14 protein-coding genes are annotated in these 18,114 nt (G+C 62.0%); 4 read left to right on the top strand and 10 right to left on the bottom strand.

The window, feature by feature from the left end; translation table 11 throughout:
* Positions 1 to 70: 70 nt before the first annotated feature.
* Positions 71 to 2,656, top strand: a complete 2,586-nt coding sequence (locus QCE83_RS20325) for an HD domain-containing protein (RefSeq protein WP_309814923.1) — start codon at positions 71 to 73, stop codon at positions 2,654 to 2,656.
* Between the two features lie 504 nt (positions 2,657 to 3,160).
* On the opposite strand, the gene QCE83_RS20320 is transcribed toward QCE83_RS20325, so the two are convergent.
* The 9 genes from QCE83_RS20320 to QCE83_RS20280 all read right to left on the bottom strand — a co-directional run bounded on the left by QCE83_RS20320 (position 3,161) and on the right by QCE83_RS20280 (position 12,543).
* A complete protein-coding gene (locus tag QCE83_RS20320) occupies positions 3,161 to 3,607 on the bottom strand; it encodes a DMT family transporter (protein WP_309814920.1) in 447 nt (148 codons plus the stop codon).
* A gap of 29 nt (positions 3,608 to 3,636) precedes the next feature.
* Positions 3,637 to 4,890 carry an arsenic transporter gene (locus QCE83_RS20315; protein WP_309814916.1) on the bottom strand — a complete coding sequence of 418 codons (1,254 nt, stop codon included), beginning with the start codon at positions 4,888 to 4,890 and terminating at the stop codon, positions 3,637 to 3,639.
* Entirely contained in the window at positions 4,887 to 6,119 is a 1,233-nt protein-coding gene (locus QCE83_RS20310; protein ID WP_309814913.1) for an MFS transporter, read from the bottom strand. Before QCE83_RS20310 ends, QCE83_RS20315 begins: the two co-directional genes overlap by 4 nt.
* A gap of 3 nt (positions 6,120 to 6,122) precedes the next feature.
* Positions 6,123 to 7,238 (bottom strand): metallophosphoesterase, encoded by a 1,116-nt coding sequence (locus tag QCE83_RS20305; RefSeq protein ID WP_309814910.1) that lies wholly within the window; start codon positions 7,236 to 7,238, stop codon positions 6,123 to 6,125.
* A gap of 32 nt (positions 7,239 to 7,270) precedes the next feature.
* Positions 7,271 to 7,822, bottom strand: a complete 552-nt coding sequence (locus tag QCE83_RS20300) for a hypothetical protein (RefSeq protein ID WP_309814905.1) — start codon at positions 7,820 to 7,822, stop codon at positions 7,271 to 7,273.
* A gap of 32 nt (positions 7,823 to 7,854) precedes the next feature.
* Complete coding sequence (locus QCE83_RS20295) at positions 7,855 to 8,577, bottom strand: hypothetical protein (RefSeq protein ID WP_309814903.1); 723 nt, start codon at positions 8,575 to 8,577, stop codon at positions 7,855 to 7,857.
* Between the two features lie 140 nt (positions 8,578 to 8,717).
* Complete coding sequence (locus QCE83_RS20290; RefSeq protein ID WP_309814899.1) at positions 8,718 to 10,088, bottom strand: sigma-54 dependent transcriptional regulator; 1,371 nt, start codon at positions 10,086 to 10,088, stop codon at positions 8,718 to 8,720.
* A complete protein-coding gene (locus tag QCE83_RS20285) occupies positions 10,073 to 11,566 on the bottom strand; it encodes a HAMP domain-containing sensor histidine kinase (protein WP_309814896.1) in 1,494 nt (497 codons plus the stop codon). Before QCE83_RS20285 ends, QCE83_RS20290 begins: the two co-directional genes overlap by 16 nt.
* A 74-nt stretch (positions 11,567 to 11,640) precedes the next feature.
* Positions 11,641 to 12,543: a LysR family transcriptional regulator gene (locus QCE83_RS20280; protein WP_309814894.1), complete on the bottom strand. Its 903-nt coding sequence runs from the start codon at positions 12,541 to 12,543 to the stop codon at positions 11,641 to 11,643.
* Positions 12,544 to 12,648: 105 nt separating this feature from the next.
* On the opposite strand from QCE83_RS20280, the gene QCE83_RS20275 reads away from it, so the two are divergent.
* Positions 12,649 to 13,308 carry a peroxiredoxin-like family protein gene (locus QCE83_RS20275; RefSeq protein ID WP_309814893.1) on the top strand — a complete coding sequence of 220 codons (660 nt, stop codon included), beginning with the start codon at positions 12,649 to 12,651 and terminating at the stop codon, positions 13,306 to 13,308.
* 130 nt (positions 13,309 to 13,438) lie between these two features.
* A complete protein-coding gene (locus QCE83_RS20270; RefSeq protein WP_309814890.1) occupies positions 13,439 to 16,654 on the top strand; it encodes a multidrug efflux RND transporter permease subunit in 3,216 nt (1,071 codons plus the stop codon).
* A gap of 17 nt (positions 16,655 to 16,671) precedes the next feature.
* Here the strand turns inward: QCE83_RS20270 and QCE83_RS20265 are convergent, their stop codons facing one another.
* Positions 16,672 to 17,583, bottom strand: coding sequence for a LysR family transcriptional regulator (locus QCE83_RS20265; protein ID WP_309814887.1), 912 nt, complete (start codon positions 17,581 to 17,583; stop codon positions 16,672 to 16,674).
* A 247-nt stretch (positions 17,584 to 17,830) separates the two neighbouring features.
* On the opposite strand from QCE83_RS20265, the gene QCE83_RS20260 reads away from it, so the two are divergent.
* Complete coding sequence (locus QCE83_RS20260) at positions 17,831 to 18,028, top strand: hypothetical protein (RefSeq protein WP_309814884.1); 198 nt, start codon at positions 17,831 to 17,833, stop codon at positions 18,026 to 18,028.
* The last annotated feature ends 86 nt before the right edge of the window (positions 18,029 to 18,114 follow it).

Raw genomic sequence — 18,114 nt, 5'->3', positions numbered from 1 at the left:
GTAATCGATAAGTCCGAGCCCAGGCAAGTCTTATCGCGCTTTATGTTTCGCTCGTGAAAGGAGATGAAAAATGAACGCGACGAAAGAATATGACATTGTCTTCGTCATCGCCCTCGACGAAGAAGCCAAAATACTACAGAAAGCGTTGCAAGCCGAGCGAGAAAATGAGACTTCGATCGGGGTGTTCTCGTTCTCCGACTTGCTCATCGACTGCGAAGAGTTCTGGCGCAAAAAGCACATCGGTTTGCTCTTGCTTGGCGACCAAGGGCCCGAAAAAGCGGCGGGCGGTAGCGCGGCGTTGTTGCAACAAATCTCGACACGAATTCTAGTTTCAATCGGTATTTCGGGCAGACTGAGTTCCGACTGCGCGTTAGGTGACGTAGTAATCGCGCAGTCATGCCTGAACTACGTGTTTCGAACACGCATTAGTCGTGGATCGGTCGACGCGGCGGGAGATGTAAAGGAAACAACGAACATAGCCGACGTAATGGGGCGGCTTAATCAGCATGATTATCTCCAAGGGTTGGAACACCAGATCGACGCGGGCGTGATGAACAGATTGAAGAAGAAAGGCCTCATACACGACTATCCTCATCTGCACTACGGCGATATTGCATCGGGCCCTTATCTGGTCGACAATCAGGATTTTCAAGCTTTTATAAAAAGACAAAATCGGCTTCTGCTCGCTGTGGATATGGAGTCTCAAGCAATCCTGGAATCCGCTTCGAACGCGAAATATCGAGGCGCCACCTTCGTCCTTCGAGGCGTGTCGGATCTGGCTGACGGGACGAAAGCAGCGCTCGATGGAAGAAGCAAAGGGCGGATAAGGAATCAGTCGATGCGTGCCGCAGTGGCAGCGTTCAAGTTCATACTCGAAGATTGCATCGACGATTCGATCCCGGGCGAGCTGAACGCAAAAAAGGTTTTCAGCAAGAATCGTCCTGTGGTTGATCGATTGATCGAATTGGTGGATAAAATACAGCCACTGGTAAGTACGACGACGAGCCCGGATTCGGATATGGGAGAATTGATCTCAGCATTCGAACAGAGACATCCGTTTGTCAATCCGCTGCAACTGAGCGAGTTCGCATTCCGACTTTTCCTGGATCGAACTAACGAAATTCCGCGTCGTCTGGCCGACCGGCTCCGGTCTGCACCGGTTGAGGTCCGCGAGCTCCTGACCGCCTACTTTGTAATACAAGCCGTCAGGTGGTCTGATTCGCCGAATCGGAGCAAAGCAATCCAGGCTTTACAGAACGTATATCCTGCCAACGTCAACAAGTATTGCAAAATCCTGCTGAACATTGAATTGAAGGCTCATAGGGCTGAATATTTCCAAAAGCTTGTTCGGGCGTATGGGGCGGGCGCGAAAGCAAGCGTTCACGTAGACGAGAGAGATGCGCATCAGCGAGCGCAAGTGGCTTATCTGATGGGCCGCATTGCGATCAAACCTTTCGCGGACGAGGCTGCACTCATCCTCATGAAATGGCGCGACGAATTGCTGGAGAAAACACTTGGACAACCTGGAGTGCACGAACCCTATAGAGCCAAAAAGGCAAATCTCGGGCAAGACAGGCAGCGCTACAATTTTCTGATTGCAGCAGCAGCGGCTGAGTCGAACGAATTTCGCTTGTTGCTGAGAACGATTCAAATCAGCTTGATCCAGCTCGGACACATGAGCGTTTCAGATGATTTCATCATGGAATGCATGGCGAGCGAGAAATATGATGGACAGAACCGGGGCTTTCATCTTGAGTATTACGGAGATATTCCATATAACATACATGAGAAACTCAGCAATTATGACGATGGTACGTCTGATTTTTCAAGAACGTTCAAACGATTGCGCGAGTCTCTAGATACCCAGGGCGGGCAGTCCCCGATGCATGATGTGCAACTCTATACGCTGATATCGCTTGCGCATAATCGCTTGTTATCTGGAACTCTGGACGACGCAAGAAGGGCTGAGATGTGCGAAATCGTTCGGGTTAAGACCTGGCGGTCCGACAATCCGGAGTTGGAAGGGTATCGACTGCTTGTCAAAGAGCACTTCGAAGCCAAAGACTTCAGACCGACGTATATCGTGGAGAAGCTGTTTTCTCTAAAAAAATCGCCGCGGCGGGGATGGAATGACACAAAAAACGGAAGGTACGTGCCCAATCCAGAAACAATCGGATCCCATACTTTTGGCACGATGACGCTGGCATATATGCTCCTGCCGGAGACTGATGAGGCCAGGCAATTTTCCCTTCCCGAAGATTACTCAAAAGAGACTATCTTGAAATACCTTCTGGTACACGATTTCGCGGAGGCGTGGATCGGAGATTTACTGCCCGGAGAAAAAAGCGATCTGGCTCAACTCGATGAGATGGAAGCGTTCAGGAAACTGGCGGCAAACTATTCATATGGTTCATTTTCTGGGAGGGATACTTATCGAGATTGGAATTCGTTTCAGAACGGCACATCGATAAACTCTATCCTGGCTCGTGATTTCGACATGCTGGATAACCTCGTGCAACTGAATATCGAATACCGTTCTCAGGGAAACCGGATACCGGACCATGAGGCGTGGATCGGATATATAGAAAGGAGAATTTCATCGTACGGGTTACCGTTCTTTCGCTTCCTGAATGCACGTCAATTTCAGATTGCTTAGTCGACGCCTGAAAGGCCGATATGCGCATGTCAGCGAGACGAAGGCGCGAATGCGGGATTGAATGCATGGAAAATCAATGTTGGCGCTGCGATGGCCCCTTAATATGGGTGGGAACGATCGCATGGGCTCGGCCACTTGCCAACCCGTCCAAGGGGATCGCCGCTCCTGGCTCGCGCCGAAGCGGCGGCAGTGATGGCGCTGCTGTTCGCCTGCCAACGTCCTCAAGTCGCAAAGACGCTCATCACCTATCCACACACGAATCGCGCCCATGCTCGCAGCATGCTGCTCTTTCAGTTCGTCGAGAGAGCGAACGTGCTTCGTTTCCTGCGGACCGTGGAAACGAGCACGCGTGTTGCATCAACCACGGTGTTGTTTCGGATGAAGCGGCTGCTCACGAAGACCTCGTTTTCACGGAGCAGATATAAGGACTTGCACCGATGGACGCTATAGCCATGTGCCTAAGCCTTTAAGAGGTGAACAAAACGCCCAAGCCCACCTATGCCCTTAAAACCGCATAACCATCCCCACCCCCACCACCATCAACCCCGTCCCTATCGCCCGCATCCACCCCAGCGGATGCTCCGCGACTCCGATCAACCCAAAATGATCGATCGCAACCGAAGCCACGAGGTTCGCGCAGATCGTCAACCCATTGAGCGTCCCGACCCCCACCTTCTGCACCAACGTCAACCCTGCAAAAACCGCGACCGCCCTCACGATCCCGCCGAGCGGCGCCCACCACTTCATGCTGCGCAGGTCATCCAGCGAGGGCAATGGCATCGGCTGAATCCAGAACATGGCGATAGCAAGAAACGTCACAAGCAAAAACGACACGCTCGACGCAAGCCACGGATTGACCAACGCGCCTTTGAGTTGCCCATTGATCGGAGCGCCTGCAGCCTGAAGAATGCCGCCGAGGATGATGAAGGGATAAATCCACGCGCTGCTCATGTTCCATGTCTCCGTAGGCAAGCCAAAGGTCAATGCGCAAACAAAAGCCGACATCCCAGCGCCAGAACAAGCGCCGGAACCATGACAACAACCCCGACCTTCAGGAACTGCATGAAGCTCACTTCCTCGCCTTCCCGTCGAATCGACGACAACCAGAGAATCGTCGCAAGCGAGCCGGTGATCGAAAGATTGGGTCCAAGATCGACGCCGATCAGCAGCGCATCGATGACGCGTTCCGGACTGTGCGCCTGCAAGGCCGTCGCGCTCGCGATGAGTCCGGCGGGCAGGTTATTGATCGCGTTGCTGCCGAACGCGATGACAAGCCCCGATACCGCCGCGGCCATCGGCTGATTCTGCTGGCTAGCCTGTGCAAGAAGCGCCGAGAGTTCGCGTATGACGCCCGTATGATCGAGCACTTCGACCAGTACGAACAGCCCCGCGACGAGCGGCAACACGCTCCACGATATGTCGCTGACAAGTTCCACAGGTGACTGGCGTTCCTTGATCAATACGATCATCGCCGTGAGAATGCCGAGAACCGCAGTAGGCAGACCGAGTTGCAGATCGAATGCCGAAACGACCAGCAGTGCAACCGCCGTCACTCCCATGCTCGCCAGCGTGAGCTTGCCGTTCGTGCTGAGCGGTTCAACCGGCAGATCACGCGCGCACGCACCGCTTAGATTCGCGCGCTGCGTCCAGCGCAACATCACGAACGTAGCAACGATCGACAGCGCCGATGGCAACGCAAAGCGCGCCACCCACAAACCGAGCGCCGGCGTGTGATTCGCATACAGCACGAGGTTCGCAGGGTTCGATATCGGCAGGACGAAGCTCGCTGCGTTGGCGATGAACGCGCATGCATACAGCAAGGGAAGCGGCTTCGTATTCGCCTTCCTCGCGGCCGCGAACACCGCAGGCGTGAGAACCACGGCCGCCGCGTCGTTCGACAGAAAGCTCGTCACCACCACGCCCACGAGATAGACCAGCAGGAACAGCCTGCGCGGCGATCCCTTTGCGTAATTGACGGCATGCACCGCCACCCAGTCGAACAAGCCTTCACGTCGTCCGAGTTCCGACAGCAGCATCATGCCGATGAGAAACAGATAAACATCCGTACCCTTGCCGATCGCCTGCCAGGCAAGCTGCGCGGGAATCAGCCCGAGCACGACGAGCATGATTGCGCCGGCCACGGCCCAGATCGCTTCGGGCCAGCGGAACGGCCGCAGGATCACACCGGCAGTCGCGGCGAACGCGATGCCCCATGAAAGAAAAATTGGATTCATGTGGTCAGAGGAGCGTCGTGAGTATCGTCGCGGCTGAGGCCGCAAGCTTTTTTAAGCGTCGTGCCGAAGAGCAACCACAGCGCGAGCGATCCCGTCGATACGGCGCCGAGCACGAGAAAGGCGCTCGCATAGCCGAAGTGTTGCGCCAGCACGCCGCCCAGCGCAGGACTCAGCGCCGCGCCCGCGCCTTGCACCGTCATGACGACGCCCTGGCCGACATTCACCCGCCCTGTGCCTTGCAGAAGCCGCACCACCAGCGCGGGCACCGCGACGCTCTGCAAGCCCGCGCCGATGCCGTCGAGCGCCTGGACCGGCCACACGCCCCAGGCGGTGATGAACATCGCGGCGACCATGCCGCGCAACGGCAGCGCGAGGAACGTGATCAGGATCACGCCCCAGTAGCCGATTCGCTGGATGAGGCGGTTCGCGAAACAGGCCGCGACGACCATCACGAGCTGCGCGACGACGATCGTCTGCGCGGTGAAGGCGCTCGGATCGCCCTGATGCGCCGCGACGACCGCAAGGCCATAGAGCGGCAGCATCGCCGCATTGCCGAGATGAAACATCGCAAGCGATGCGGCGAGCAGCAGCAAGGGCCGGCACGTCAGCAAGACGCGAAAGCCGCTCGCATGCTCGTGCTCAGGATTCGTGGCGCCCCCAAGCCCCCGCGCGCTGTCGTGATCGATTGCATCGCGGCGAATGAGGAAAGTCGCGATGACCATAAGAACGGAAAACACGCCGGCCAGTCCGAACACCGCGCCGAATCCGTAGCGCCATCCGAGCCAGCCCGACAGCGCCGCACCGACCACGTTGCCCGCGTGATTCGCCACCTGGTTGCGGCCGAACTGCCGGTCGAAACCTTTCTCGCGCACGATTCCCAGCGTCACGCCGGCTACGGCCGGACCGAGCGCGGCCCCCGTGACGGCAGTGAAGATCTGCGACGCCGCCACCATCCAGTAACCGTGCGATACCCACAGCACGAGCGAAGCAAGCGTCGTCATCACGCCCGCGATGACAATGATGCCGCGCTTGTGATGCGTGGCATCGACCAGCGCACCGGCCGGAGAAGTCGCGAGCATGCCCGCGATGCCGCCCAGCGTCATGACCGTGCCGATCGCCTCGGGGAGCCAGCCATGCGCCTGAAGAAAGACGCCGAGGAACGGCCCGATGCCCGCCTGCACATCGGCCATGAAGAAATTTAGTCCTTCGAGCGCGTACAGGGGATTCATGGCTCACCAATGGCGTCCGTTCTTGTTGGGCCCTAGCTGCGAGCCGACGATGCCATGCTCCGGCCAGGGTTCGACGGCGTGCGCATCGGTGCCGAGCGCCGAGTGATGCCTGATGTGCCGGTCCGCGCGGCCCGCTGCCGGAAGTGCGATGGAATCGTCGCCGCTGCGCCCGTCAGCCGTGCGGGCAGTCACCGTCAAAGGCAGGCGATAGCTCGCGGTCACAGCAGGCAGATGCGCCTGCCAGATCCCGGCTTCGCCGACGCGCGGAGCAAACTCGATGGGAATGCCTTCGAGACTGCCGGTGACGGACACGATCTCGTCATCCGACACCAGCACGCGCACACAGTGCTCGTCGGTCGGGCGCGGCACCGAGCGGCTGCGATGCAAGCGCCAGTCGGACGGACGCGTAATCATGACGAACGGCCACACGGCATCCAGCGGTTGAAACTTCCAGCTCACGACGCCGCCATCCACTGCCGCCACCGAAAACCCCGGGCGACCCGCGTCTTCCTCGATCTGCCCGGTGGAACGGGTCGCTGCATAGACCACCCAGCCGTCGTTGAGCAACTCGTTGTAGTGCGTGTGGCCGGTGTCGACCATGGCGACGTTGGCGCGTGCGAACGCATACGCCAGCGCATGCCCGTCGGCGATATCGCCGGGATAGGCGTGCATGAAGACGACGGGCGGTTCGAGGTCCTGTGCGGATGCCGCGAGTTCCGCCTCGAGCCGCCGGTAGTCCGCACCCGACAGCCTGAAGTCCGGACCGCCGCGCCCCGCCGAGATGACATCGAGGAAGATGCATCGGTGGCCGTTCACGAGGCGCGACACCGGCAAGGGCGCATTGGCGAAAGCGTTGAACGCGTCGAGGTTGCCGGACTCGTAGTCGTGATCGCCGGGAATTGCATGGAGCGGCGGCTTCAGCTTCGACACTTCAGCGACGATGCGATGAAACTGCTCGGGCGTTCCGTTGTTGGCGTTGTCGCCCGGCAGGAAGGCGAAGTCGACACGGTCAGCCAGGTGTCGATTGACCTGCTGGATCATCGCCTTCAGATGGTCGAGACTTTTATAGCGGTCGTCGTTCGACGCATGAAGGTCGCCGAAATGCACCCAGCTCAACATCGCACATGCTCCTTGAATGAGGCGCGGCCTCGTCAGACGGTCTGCGGTGCATCGACGAGTTCGGCGATTTCATCGACCTCGATCGTGCGTCCGTGCCGGTTCTTCACGCCATGACCCCACGCGTGAACATGCGCGCCCGGCATCAGATAAGCGGCCAGTTCCGCGGCGGCATGAGGCGGCATGCGCAAGGACGTGCCGTCGTTCAGCAACGCGCCGCGCAGTTCGCCTTTCGGGCCGAACAGCGACAGCACCACTTCGCCGGATGCGTCCATCGGTTTGCGTTCGACGTCCGGCTTGTGGTGCGGCTTGCCGTCGTGATGCGGACCTTCGTCGAGAATCCTGATACCGCTTTGAGTGGTCAGCAAAACGGCCGCGATCATGTCGGCATCGCGAGGCTTGACGCCGCGTACCCGAACAAGATCGCCGAGTGCGACGTGACGCACGAGTTGTTTCGACAGATGCGGAGGAAAGTGAACCTGACGCGAGCCGACGACGAGACCGTCGACTTCACCGTGCGGGTTCAACAGAAAGCGCGTGACCTTGCCGCGTGTTTCCGGAAGGCTCGTGGGGTCGATCCAATGCATGTTGATGGTCCTTTACGTTGTGATGGTTTGCTTCAGGGCATCGGCGCGTTGCGGTCGTAGAGCGGAGTCAGCTTGCCTGGCGAGCCAAAGGCTGTTGCCTGTAGCGCGGTGCCGTATTGATTCCTCGTGCCATAGCCTTGTGCCGATACCGTCGCGCCCGTACGCACCAGCGCCGCGAACTGTTGCGCGACGGGTGGCGTGAGCTTGATGACCGTGCCGTCGGAGAGGATCACGCCGTCGGGCTCGCCGCGCGGCGCGGTCGTGACATGCGCCACTTGTCCTTGCGCGCTCAAAGGCGAGAGTCCTGCCCCGCGTGCCGCGCGTGGCATCGGCGGTGCGCCGCGCATCGGCGGTTCGTCGATCACTTGACGGCCCGTCTGCGTGTCGGTGATGCGCTGGGCCGCGAAGCCGCCGCCTTCGTCGCGTTGTCCGCTCACTTGCACGAGATCGCCGCGACGCACCGCCGATGTCAGTTGCGCGCTCATGTGCGGTGGAAAGCGCACGAGAGTGCCGTCGTCGGTCATGAAGCCATCGACATCGCCATCCGGATTGGTCAGGAAGCGCGCGACCGTGCCTTGCGTGGTCGCGACCGAAGCGGCATCGGCGAGCGGGGGCGGCGGAGGTGGCTGCATCGGCGCTCCGGCGACGGGCGGAGGGTTCGGCGTTTCAGCAGGTTGTGCCGCACAGCCGGCGCTCGCCGCGAGCAAGGCCGTGAGCACAGCGATTCGCAACTGGGGATACAAGGTCGATTGCATGATTCACTCCTTTCGCGTAGCGAGGAATCAATTGCAAGGGCCATGCCATTCGGGAAACGCTGCTGGCTCAATGCGTTACGCGATCGAGCCATGAGGAAGTGTCAAGTAACCCGACAGCACGTGTCCGGTTCCTTGACGCTCTAGGCCGAAGCCTCCGACATTCCCAGCGCCGCCATGCGCGTATAAAGCGACTGACGGCTGATGCCGAGCCGCCGCGCCGCCTCGGCGCGAATGCCGCCTGACGCCGACAGCGCATGAACGATCAGCGCGCGCTCCAGTTGCGCCACCGCTTGCGGCAAAGGAAGGTCGAGCAGCGCGGAGGGAATCGCGTCATCCGCGCCGTCTCGCGTTGCGACCAGAAACGCGAAGTCATCACGCGTCAGCACCTGTCCGGGCGCCAGCGCGCTGGCCCGTTCGATTGCATTGGCCAATTCCCGCACATTGCCCGGCCAGGCGAACGTGGCGAGCAGGCGTTGTGCATCGGCTGAAAGATGCTTGCGCGCGATATCGGTCGATGCACTCGCCAGGAAATGCTCGGCAAGCGGCAGGATATCGGCGACGCGCTCGCGCAGCGGCGGCATGTGCAACGGGATCACGTTCAGCCTGAACAGCAGGTCCTGCCGGAACGCGCCCGACTCGACCATCGCGGCGAGATCGCGATGCGTGGCCGCGACCACCCGCACATCGACCGTCACGATCCGGTTGGTGCCGAGCGGCGTGACTTGCCGCTCCTGCAGCACGCGCAGAAGCTTGGCCTGCATGGGAAGCGGCATGTCGCCGATTTCATCGAGGAAGAGCGTGCCGCCGTGCGCCTCTTCGACGCGGCCTCGCCGGTCGCTGTGCGCTCCCGTGAACGCGCCCTTGCCGTGGCCGAAGAGTTCGCTCTCGAGCAGTTCGTCGGGGATGGCCGCGCAGTTCACCGCGACGAACGGACCGTTCGCCCGCGCCGACGCCCGGTGCAGCACGCGCGCCGCGATCTCCTTGCCGGTGCCCGTTTCGCCGGTGATCAGCACGGTCGAATTGCCGCTCGCCGCGCGGCCCAGGCGCTTCTGCACCTCACGCATGGCTTCGCTCACGCCGAGGAGTTGCGGCTCATGGGATCGCGCCTCGTCGGCGAATGCGCGCGCGGCGGGCGTCTCGACCCGCGCCGACAGAATGCGTTCCAGCAGCGCGGCGATCTCGTCCCGTCCGACCGGTTTGGTGAGGTGCTCGAAGGCGCCGAGCCGCATCGCGCCGATGGTGTTGTCGCTGGTTGCGTGCGCGGTGAGCATCACGACCGGCACGGTCTGGAGTCCCGGCGTGTTGCGCAGCTTCTCCAGCACGACGAGACCGTCCGCGCCCGGCAAGCGGAAGTCGAGAAAGATGCAGTCGGGCGCGGGACGTCCGCGCAACTGCGCGAACGCGTCGTCGCCGGAACGCGCTTCGGACGCCGCGTAGCCGAGGTCCTGCACGGTTTCCGCGAGGCCTTCGCGGAACGCGTCGTCGTCGTCGATGATCAGGATGGTCGCCATGGCATGTCGATCACAAAGCGTGTCACGTTCGCATCGTCCGCAAGAAAGGCGCGGCCGCCATGTGCCGACGCAATCTCACGCACGACGGCAAGACCGAGCCCCGATCCGTCGGGGCGGCCCGTCACGAACGGCTCGAAGATCCGCTCGCGCTCGGCGGGGCGGACGCCGGGACCATTATCGATGACTTCGAGCCTGAGCCGTTCGCCTGCTTCCTCCATGACATGGGACGCGCGAACCATCACGTTCGATCCCGACGGCGTATGCCTGAGCGCGTTCACGAGCAGGTTGTCGAGCGCGCGCGCCAGTTGCGCGGGATCGAATACCGGCTGCGTCGGGCCAGGTGCGACTTCGGCGCCGAGCGTGACATGCCTGCTTTCAGCGTGCGATTCGTGCGTGTGAACGATATCGTCGAGCCACGCCCGCAGATCGACCTCACGGGCGCGGACCGTCACCGATTGCGTCAGCGCCAGCAGGCTCGTCACCTGCAATTCGATGCGTCCCACTTGCTCGATGATCGTCCGCAACGCGGCTTCCCGACGTGCAGCATCGCCGGCCAGCGCGTTCTCGGCCTTGAGCCGCATCGCGCCCGCCGGATTGCGAATCTCATGCGCAATCTGCGCCGCCATCTTTCCGAGCGTGCTGAAGCGCTCGGCTTGCGCGAGTTGCTGGTTCAATGCAGTGGCATCGCGCTTGAGCCGCTCGGCGCGCTCGCCATAGCGATTGAGCGCATCGACTATCGGGTCGAGATCGCGCTCGCCGAAACGTTCGAGCCGCTTGCCCTGCTCGAATCCGCCGTCGGGTGCGAGCGCACGTTCCAGGCGGGCGAGGTGCCGTCGCCAGCGCCTGAGCGTCAGCGCCAGAAACAGCGCCAGCACGACGATGACGGCGAGCACGCCCGCCAGGATCGCGCTGGCCCGCTCGCCGTAGGGTCCGAGCGGCGGGCGCGCGCGCGTCAGCGTCCAGGCGAACAGGTCCGCGTGACGCGGCACCGGACAGGCGATTGCGAGCACGGCGTCGCTGCCGCTCGACACGATATCGGACTGCAACTGCCGGGCGCCCGACGCACTCTTCAGCGCGCGCAGAATAAGCGGCGTCTCGGCTTCGGGAATGTCGCGCTTGACGCCGCTGCCGCCATAGGTAGGAAAGGCGTACGCAATGAAGCCATTCGATGCGTTCGATGCGTTCGACGGCGGCTCACTGGTCCAGAAGCCGCCTTCGATCCCTTCGGTCTGGATCAGCACGAGATCGAGCACGGCGTGCATCAGGTCGACGTTGGTTTCGCCGGGACGCTGCATCGACAGGTCATAGCGCGAGGCAACCGCGGTGCAGGCGGCCGCGGCTTGCTGCTTCGCGGTCACGACGCGCTCGCCCAGCGCCGACGACAACATGAGCCATACCGCGACACTCAGCAGGCCGCAGAGCACGGCGATGAGCGTCCAGAGCGTGAGCAGCTGAGTGGAAAACGACGGTCTCGGCATGAATGAATGGACGATGAGGGATCCGATGTGGCGGACTTTATAGCAAGTCTTCTGCCAAGCGTACGGTGCGGGACTTAAGCTCTTGCTGCCGAGATCGGCGCGACTTCGTCGACGAGATAGTCGATCAACGCGCGCGCGGCAGGCCGTGGTCCACGGCCCGGCGGGAACACTGCGTGAACCTCGACAGGATCGAGCACCCAGTCCGCCAGAACGGGCACGAGTCGTCCGTCGGCGATCTCGTTCCGGCATCCCCAATAACCCACCGTCAGGATCCCTAGCCCTGCAACTGCCGCGGCCGTTGCGCCTTCGTTCACGGAGGTCGCAAAGCGACCTTCGCCGCGAAACGAAACCTCGCGTTCATCCTTCCTGAGCGTCCCGCCCAGCGATGCCACGCTCGACGGTCCGAGCACGAACGCGTGGTCGCTCAGATCGGCGGGTTCGAGCGGGCGGCCCGCACGCTCCAGATAACTCGGCGCGGCCACCAGCAAGCGGGCGGAACGACCTACCAGGCGCGATCGCGCGCTGGAATCCGGCAGCGTGCCGAAACGGATCGCCACATCCGCGCCTTCCGCGATCAGGTCCTGCCGATCGTCCGACATCAGCAACTCGACATGCAGCGCCGGATGCAAGGCCATGAACCGGCCGATGCGCGGAATCACTTCGCGAATGCCGAAGCTCGTCGACAGCGCCACGCGCAGCTGCCCGCGCAGCTCCGAACTGCCGCGCGCGGCGTGATCCGCCTCTTCGACCGCGTCGAGAATCGACTCGACGCGCGTCAGATAATCCGCGCCGGCGTCGGTCAGCTTCACGGCGCGCGTGCTGCGGGTAAAGAGCGCCGTGCCGACGTCCGCTTCCAGTTCGGCGATCTGCCTCGACACCGACGGTTGGCTCAGACCGAGTTCGCGTCCAGCCCGGCTGAAGCTCGATGTATGGGCCACTCGCACGAAGAGTCGCAAGGTCGAGAGCTTGTCATTCATTTATCGGGCGAATAAGTGAAAGTCATCCGCGCATTCTACCGGCCTTCGCGTGAATGAATCACTATGACTTCACGCCAGCACCGGCGAGTCAATCAGGAGCGGATCATGACACTGCAAGCAAAACTGGATGCCTTCAAGGCGCACTTCGAGAGCAAGGTTGCACCGGCCGAAGTCATCGACATCTTTCACCGGACTACTGCCGAGCTGATCGCAGGCGGCCAGGCCGAACGATCGCTCAAGGTCGGCGACCTTGCGCCGACTTTCACGCTCACCACGGCCGAAGGCGAACGCGTCTCGTCGACGGACATGCTCGAACAGGGGCCGCTCGTCGTCACGTTCTATCGCGGCGTGTGGTGCCCGTACTGCAACCTCGACTTGCAGGCCATCGAGGAAGTGGCGGACGAGATTCGCGCGCTCGGCGCGACGCTCGTTTCCCTCTCGATGCAGACCGCCGCCAACAGCCTGAAGTCGCAACGTCAGAACAAGCTCAGCTATCCGATTCTCGTCGATGAAGGCGGCAAGACGGCCGATGCCTTCGGTATCCGCTTCCGGCTGCAGGACGAACTGATCAATGCGTACAAAGGCTTCAATGTCGATCTGCCCGAGATCAACGGCGAACCGAGCTGGACTCTGCCGATGCCGGCGCGTTATGTGATTGCACGCGACGGCACGATTGCTTACGCCGAAGTCAGCCCCGACTACACGCAGCGGCCCGATCCGAGCGAACTCGTTGCCGCACTTCAGCGCATGAAGCAAACCGCTTGAAGTAGATCTCGATTGTCTCGCGTGAGGCGTCAGAGCGTCGCCCGGGCGCGCGTTTATCCGCGCCCGGGCCGTCGCCATACTCAGGGCCATCGCAAGGACTGGAACACGCCAAGGGTTCCGAAGGCACCTCATGAACATTTCCCGCTTCTTCATCGACCGGCCGATCTTCGCGGCCGTGCTCTCGGTCGTCATCCTGCTTGCCGGGCTCATCGCGCTCACGCAGCTGCCGACGGCCGAGTATCCCGAAGTCGTGCCGCCCTCGGTGGTGGTGCGTGCGCAGTATCCGGGCGCCAATCCGAAGGTGATCGCCGAGACGGTGGCGGCGCCCATCGAGGAGCAGATCAACGGCGTCGAAAGCATGCTGTACATGCAGTCGCAAGCGAACAGCGACGGCAATCTGACGACCACCGTGACCTTCAAGCTCGGCACCGACCCGGACAAGGCGCAGCAGCTCGTGCAGAACCGTGTGTCGCAGGCCTTGCCGCGCTTGCCGGAAGACGTGCAGCGGCTCGGCGTGACGACCGTGAAGTCGTCGCCCACGCTGACGATGGGCGTGAATCTCGTGTCGCCGAACGATCGCTACGATCTCACTTATCTGCGCAACTACGCGCTCATCAACATCAAGGACCGCTTTGCGCAGGTGCCCGGTGTCGGGGAAGTCGTGCTGTGGGGCTCGGGCGATTACTCGATGCGCGTCTGGCTCGACCCGAACAAGGTGGCGCGCCAGAACCTCACGGCCACCGACGTCGTGAAGGCGATTCGCGAGCAGAACGTGCAGGTCGCGGCGGGCATCGTCGGCGGCGCCCCGATGACGACCAGCGTACCGCTGCAACTGAGCGTGAACGCGCAGGGACGGCTCAAGACGGAAGACGAGTTCCGCCGCATCATCCTGAAGACTTCGCCGGATGGCGCGGTGACGCATCTCGGCGATGTCGCGCGCGTGGAACTGGGCGCGTCGGAATATGCGCTGCGCGCGGGCATCGACGGCAAGAAGGCGGTGCAGATCATCCTGTTCCAGCAGCCCAACGCGAACTCGCTGCAGATCTCCGACGACATCCGCAAGCTCACCGCCGAGATGCAGAAGGACATGCCCGACGGCGTGAAAGCGGAGATCGTCTACGACCCGACGCAGTTCGTGCGCGAGAGCATCGACGCCGTCGTGCATACGCTCTTCGAGGCGATCATTCTCGTCGTGCTGGTCGTGATCGTGTTCTTGCAGACCTGGCGCGCGTCGCTGATTCCGTTGCTGGCCGTGCCGGTATCGATCGTCGGCACGTTCTCGCTGATGCTCGCGTTCGGCTTCACGATCAACGCGTTGTCTCTGTTCGGCATGGTGCTCGCCATCGGCATCGTGGTGGATGACGCGATCGTCGTGGTGGAGAACGTCGAGCGCAACATCGCGGCCGGACGCTCGCCGCTCGAAGCCTCGTATGAAGCGATGCGCGAGGTCAGCGGACCGATCATCGCCATTGCGCTGACGCTGGTGGCCGTATTCGTGCCCCTCGCGTTCATGTCGGGTCTCACGGGTCAGTTCTACAAGCAGTTCGCAATGACCATCGCCATCTCGACCGTGATCTCCGCGTTCAACTCGCTCACGTTGTCGCCGGCGCTTTCCGCGCTGCTGCTGAAGGATCACCACGCGCCGAAAGACCGCCTCACGCGTGCGATGGACCGCGTCCTCGGGCCGTTTTTCCGTCGCTTCAACACGGTGTTCCAGCGCGGCTCGGAAAGCTATGGCAAGGGTGTCGGCGGCATCATCGGGCGCAAGTTCGCGATGCTGATCGTGTATGGCGTGCTGCTCGGCGCGACCGTCCTGTTCGGCAAGCTCGTGCCCGGCGGCTTCGTGCCCGCGCAGGACAAGGATTACTTCGTCAGCATCCTGCAATTGCCGCCGGGCGCGTCACTCGACCGGACCGAGAAGGTGGTCAGTCAGATGGGCGAGATCGCCCGCAAGCAACCGGGCATCCTGCACACGCCGGAGTTTCCGGGCTTGTCGGTCACGGGGCTGATGAACTCGTCGAGCAGCGGGCTGGTGTTCTCGGTCGCGAAGCCTTCGAAGGAACGCGGCCAGGGCGAGAAGGGCGCGGATATCGTCGCCGGCCTGAACAAGCAGTACGGTCAGATCAAGGAAGCGGCCATCGCGACGTTTCCGCCGCCGCCCGTGCAGGGACTGGGCACGATCGGCGGATTCAAGCTGCAAATCCAGGATCGCGGCGCGCTCGGCTATGAGGCGCTGAACCGCGCGACGCAGGCGTTTCTCGCGGCGGCGGCGAAGGCGCCCGAACTCGGTCCGTCGTTTTCGAGCTATCAGATCAACGTGCCGCAGCTGAACGTGGCGCTCGACCGCGAGAAGGCGAAGCAACTGGGCGTGTCCGTCACCGATGTATTCGACACGATGCAGATCTATCTCGGCTCGCTCTACGTGAACGACTTCAACAAGTTCGGTCGCGTGTATCAGGTGCGCGCGCAGGCCGATGCGCCGTTCCGCGCCAACGCCGACAGCATCCTGCAACTGAAGACGCGCAACGACCGTGGCGAGATGGTGCCGCTGTCCTCACTCGTGACGGTGACGCCGACGTATGGTCCGGAGATGGTGGTGCGCTACAACGGCTTCCTCGCTGCGGATATCAACAGCGGTCCGGCGCCCGGCTACTCGTCAGGACAGGCGATGGCGGCGGTCGAGCGCATCGCGAGCCAGACGCTTCCGCGCGGCATAAAGTTCGAATGGACCGATCTCACCTATCAGCAGATCCTGACCGGCAACGCCGCCTTCTGGGTCTTTCCGATCAGCGTGCTGCTCGTGTTCCTGGTGCTCGCCGCGATGTACGAAAGCGTCACGCTGCCGCTCGCGATCCTGCTGATCGTGCCGATGAGCATTCTCTCCGCGCTGGCCGGCGTATGGCTCACACGCGGCGACAACAACATCTTCACGCAGATCGGCCTGATGGTGCTGGTCGGGCTTTCAGCGAAGAACGCGATCCTGATCGTCGAATTCGCGCGTGAGCTGGAGATGCAGGGACGCTCGATCGTGCAGGCGGCCATCGAGGCATCGCGCTTGCGTCTGCGGCCCATCCTGATGACGTCGATCGCTTTCATCATGGGCGTGGTGCCGCTCGTGATGTCGACTGGCGCGGGCTCGGAGATGCGTCGCGCGATGGGTATCGCCGTGTTCTTCGGCATGCTCGGCGTGACCTTCTTCGGTCTCATGCTGACGCCGGTGTTCTATGTGATCCTGCGCAAGCTCTCCGGCGCGAAGCCGCTGCGCGATCGACGTGGACGTCATCCGCAGTTGCCGGTGCCTGCGCGAACCGCCGAGGCCCCGCGCGAACCTGCGTTGATGGATTGAGGAAATCGTCGTGCGGCTCACTCGCCGCTGTGTTGCAAGGTCTCGGCAAGGTGATTGACGACTGCGCGTGTCTTGGCCGCCATCTTCTGGCCCAGCGAGATGATCGCGTGGACGGGCGGGCCGTCGACATCGGCTTCCGGCAGAACATGCACGAGCCGGCCGGCGCGGACATGCGGCAAGGCGACGCGATCGAAGATCTGCGCAATGCCAAAGCCTTCCACGGTTGCTTCGACGAGCGCCTGGCCGTCCGCCAGCACCATCACCGGCTGCGGCGCGAACTCTCTGGTCGATGCACCGTGACGCACGGTCCAGGGACGCAACCGCCCCATGGGTCCGCGAAAGATGACGGCGTCGTGGTCGGTCAACTGATCGAGGTCCGTGGGCGTGCCTTTGCGCGCGAGATAGTCCGGCGATGCATACAGGCCAAGCCGCAGGTCGCACAGCTTGCGCACGGTCAGCTCGCTGTCCTCCGGCAGAGCGCCGATGCGGACCACGACGTCCCATCCCTCGCCGATCGGATCGGACATGCGATCGGTCAGCGCGAGTTCGAGCGTCACCTTTGGATGTTTGGCGCGCAGGTCGAGAAAGCTCGGCAACAGCAGGCGGCCGAAGCCCGCGGGCACGTCGATTTTCACGCGTCCGACGGGTTCCGAGCGGCGCGCCGCGAGTTGTTGTTCGGCTTCGCGCAGTCCGTCGAGGGCATCGCGTGCGGCTTGCAGATAGGTTTCACCGTCTTCGGTAAGACGCACCGCGCGCGTGGTGCGCTGGAAGAGGCGCGTGCCGAGCCGGGCTTCGAGCCGTTGCACGGCCTTGCCTACATTGGATTTGCTGTTGCCCAGCTCTTCGGCGGCGCGCGTGAAACTGCCGGTCTGCGCGACCGCTACGAAGACGGCTATTTCGTTGATCGGTGCATCCGTGCGCTCAGTCATTTCACGGTCCTTTTGCGGGAAAACGCGCGATTCTAGCTATCGCATGATGCCGGAGAACGTTCGCCGCGGATACGGAGTGTCGCTCTCATGGAGACAATCATCACGGGCGATTGTCTCCGCACGAGCGATGCTCCGGCGCTTGTGCCGCCGTTTATCCGGGCTTCGAATCTCGCGATACTTGTTTCCAACGGGACGGCAGGCATTCACGCTTGCCAACCGAACTTCCTTTACTCATTCGAGATCTGCCATGAAGCTCTATATCGCCCGCGCCACCTGTTCGCTCGCTGTGCAAGCTGTTTTCAATGAACTGAATCTTGCGCCCGAGCTCGTTCATTTCGATGTGTTCGGCAAGACGACGTCGGACCAGTCGGATTTTGCGGAGATCAACCCGCTGTTGTACGTTCCGGCGCTGGTGCTGGAGGGTGAGGACGAGCCGCTGATATGACTTTCCGTGTCAAGTGAAGCGAGGGGTTCTCTCTGCTTTCATTGCAATTGAATTTCCTGAGGGCGACGTAGCAGTAAGGCCGACGG

The organism is Caballeronia sp. LZ034LL, assembly GCF_031451215.1.
Taxonomy (GTDB): domain Bacteria; phylum Pseudomonadota; class Gammaproteobacteria; order Burkholderiales; family Burkholderiaceae; genus Caballeronia.
The sequence above is the reverse complement of the archived record's forward strand: the minus strand, read 5'-3'. Positions and strand labels throughout refer to the sequence as shown.